At 63.2% G+C, this 3,218-nt stretch carries 2 protein-coding genes and 2 pseudogenes; 1 reads left to right on the top strand and 3 read right to left on the bottom strand.

Going from position 1 to position 3,218, the window contains the following annotated elements:
- Nucleotides 1-74: 74 nt before the first annotated feature.
- Nucleotides 75-266: pseudogene (locus AC0Z36_RS29435) on the bottom strand (RHS repeat-associated core domain-containing protein); the annotation flags it as partial.
- Between the two features lie 92 nt (nt 267-358).
- Between AC0Z36_RS29435 and AC0Z36_RS29430 the strand changes: the two are divergent.
- Nucleotides 359-1,744, top strand: a complete 1,386-nt coding sequence (locus AC0Z36_RS29430) for an IS701 family transposase (RefSeq protein WP_485466138.1) — start codon at nt 359-361, stop codon at nt 1,742-1,744.
- A gap of 322 nt (nt 1,745-2,066) precedes the next feature.
- Here AC0Z36_RS29430 and AC0Z36_RS29425 read toward each other — a convergent pair whose 3' ends face one another.
- Nucleotides 2,067-2,345 carry a hypothetical protein gene (locus AC0Z36_RS29425; protein ID WP_485466137.1) on the bottom strand — a complete coding sequence of 93 codons (279 nt, stop codon included), beginning with the start codon at nt 2,343-2,345 and terminating at the stop codon, nt 2,067-2,069.
- Between the two features lie 362 nt (nt 2,346-2,707).
- Nucleotides 2,708-3,058 (bottom strand): annotated as a pseudogene (locus AC0Z36_RS29420) (RHS repeat-associated core domain-containing protein); the annotation flags it as partial.
- Nucleotides 3,059-3,218 lie beyond the last annotated feature (160 nt).

The raw sequence follows: 3,218 nt of genomic DNA, 5'->3' as shown, positions 1-3,218 counted from the left end.
AACATCATGCGAAAGCGCTCGGCCATCCCCACCCGAAGTCATGACTTACTCCTACCGCAAACCATCAAAGATGTCTAGATACTTGCAATATGCTTAGTATCTGAAATTTTCTTGGCCCTCGGACACTCCGGAGCCAAACCGAGCGGGTCACTCCAAGCCAACGGATTATCGACGTACCCGTGGTGGTTCGATGCAGGCGCCAGGCCCAGTGGGTCCGGTCCGGCATACGCGCCGGTCTCCGGCGTGTAGTACCGGAACAGGTTGTACCGGTAGTTCGTTACACCGGTGGGTAACGAGGGTTGACGTCAGGTCAGGACAGTCGTAGGCCGGATGTAGCGGCTACGACGGGGAGGACCTGATGACCGAACGGCGTGCGTGCCCGCCCGCGCCTGGACCGTTGGAGGCGTACGCGGCCCGCTTCGACGACCTGTTCGTCCATCTGGCCCAGCGACGGGGGTTCCGGGAGTACCTGACGGGACTGCTGGCTCCGCGGGACCGCAACAAGACCCTGACCTGCCTGGCCGGCGCCGAACCGCTGACCGGAGCCGGGAACCCGGCGGTGCAGCGGCTGCAGCACTTCCTGTCCGAGTCCCGCTGGGACCACGAGAAGATCAACGCCCGCCGGGTAGAACTGCTGCTCGCCGACCCCGCCACCGCCCCACACCCCGACGGGGTCCTGGCGATCGACGACTCCGGGGACCGCAAGGACGGCACCGCCACCGCCCACATCGGACGCCAGTGGCTGGGCCGCTACGGCAAGACCGACAACGGCATCGTCACCGTGACCACCGTGTGGGCCGACCGCCGCGTGTACCACCCACTGCACGTCGTGCCCTACACCCCCGCCCACCACTTCCCCCGCAAGCGCACCGACCCCGAATTCCGCACGAAGCCACAGATCGCCGCCGCCCTGGTCCGGCAGGCCGTCGACGCCCAGGTGCCCTTCAAGGCGGTGGTCGCCGACTGCGGGTACGGCGACAACGACGAATTCCGGCAGGTCCTGCGCGAGGCCGGACTGCCGTTCGTCCTCCACCTCAAACCGCACCACGGCACCTGGGCCCGGGGCCCGGACACGCATACGCCCGTCGACGCGGCCAAAGCCCTGGCCTGGGAAAACGCCGACAAGCCCGGCGACTGGACACCGGTGGTCCGGACCTTCCGCGACGGGCACACCGAAACCTGGTGGGCCGCCGACGCCGCCCTCGGCGGCTGGGGCCCCAACGAGCCGACCCGACTGGTGGTGGCCACCGCCGATCCGGCCGTCCTTCCGGACAAGGCCACCTGGTATCTCGCCACCGGTCTGCCCCGCCCCGGCGGGCCACGCGAGGCCGACAGTCCCCACCCTCCCACCGACCTCGCCGAGATTGTGCGGTTGTACGGACTTCGGCCCTGGATCGAGCAGAGCTACAAGCAGGTCAAGGACGAACTGGGATGGGCCGACTTCCAGGTCCGCTCCGACACGGCGATCCGGCGTCATCAGACGCTGGTGAACTGCGCGTTCTCGTTCTGCTGGGACCACTGGACCACCCCGTCCCCGCCGTCTGAGCCGACGCGGGGACAGGAGGCGGAAGCGGAAGTGGAACTGAAGCCGCCAGAGAGGGGGATCCTTCGAACCTCAGCAGCCCCGACAGTCCCAGTTGCTGAGCTGGCCCCGGGCCATCCGCGCGGTCCGTGCCTGGCTAGGTCCGTGGATCACCCTGCGGCGCTGCTGGCGGGCGTGGTCGGACAAGGATCCGCCTCCTGAACTTCAGGCCCTGATCGACGCGGTCGGCGCCGGGCACGGCCTTGATCTCTACTGCCCGGTGTAACGAACTACCGGTACCTCATGTATCCGGGATACCGCAGGGATCTTGGAGTGTCAGCCCCGACTTCACGAATTCAATCTCAGCAGCTGCCCGCCTCGTGAATTCATGAGGCCAGGACATGGTCGGCAGTGAGAATGTGGCGGGGCTGTTCCGGGAGGATCTGACCCGATGATCGACTGACGTCTCCGACTATCCTGTCCGCGATATGCCGACCCTCTCGGGCAGTCCCGCCGCACGCGACCGGACGGGCATCCGTAACCCCTACAAGGGAAATCCGTTCCGCCACGGCGCTGCCAAATCATCCGGGTTGGCACCGGCATCGAGTACAGCCGCATCAACATCCTCCACACTGTCTACGATGTTCAGGTAGTTCGTAGTGAAATCCTCTTCAAAGAAACAGACGTCCTCATCAACCATTTTCCTGGAAATCTCTACAACCGCAATCCTGAAACGACCATCCCGCAAGGGCAGCACCCATACCCAAGCATAGCTATCCGGAGAACGGCTTGCCATTTTTGCGGATATAAGCGACTTGGTCATGACCAATCGATTCCGCGCTTCAATTTGCACTATCCGCCCCAAAAGATTCGAATAATCGGCCCGTCGAACGTATAAACCTGAAGATGGGGAAGATTTCCATCCGCATTACCTGCACCGTGGCCGAGAACTCGACCATCGGCACCGAGTTGATCATCCCAATGATAGGTGCCCGACTTCGCGCCAAAGTACTGCTTGGTCCCGACGCCATCCATACCTGAAGCGTTCCGATAGCCGTCCCCTTGGAACTTTCCCAGGAATAATTCTTCAGCTTCCGCCCGAGAAGCAACATGAACACTCGTTGCCCCCTGATCTATCGCCGTTGACGCACTCGATATTCGACCACTCGTCCAAGGTCGACATCCATCAGGAGCAAGTCCGAGCGGATCACACCAGCTCATGGGGCTGTCAACATACCCGTGGTGGTTGGGTGCGGGGGACAGGCCCAGTGGATCAGGTCCGGTATACGCGCCGGTCTCCGGCGTGTAGTACCGGAACAGGTTGTAGTACCAGCCGGTCTCGTCGTCCCGGTACTGGCCGGGAAAGCCCAGCAGACAGTCCAGACCGTCGCCGGTAGTCGACCCTACTGATGTCCCCCACAAACTTGCCCGGCGATGCCACGCCACCTCCCCCTCGCCGTCGACGAGTTCGGTGGGCGTGCCGACCAAGTCGGTGACGATCGCAAAGAACCGCGCGTCGACCTCGTCCTGCGGCGTCTGCCCATCGATATGAGGTTGTGAAGGATCAACCTCGCCTATTCAACGGAAGTTGACCAACCGTTAAGTTGAACTGAAAAGGTGCCCCTGACCTGCCAGGATGCGATTGTCGAGAAAGCATTCAGCAGGAACCGGGGGCACCTTCAGGGTGAAATCTACA

Source organism: Kitasatospora sp. UYEF31, assembly GCF_057291755.1.
This window is presented reverse-complemented; position numbering and strand designations above follow the sequence as displayed.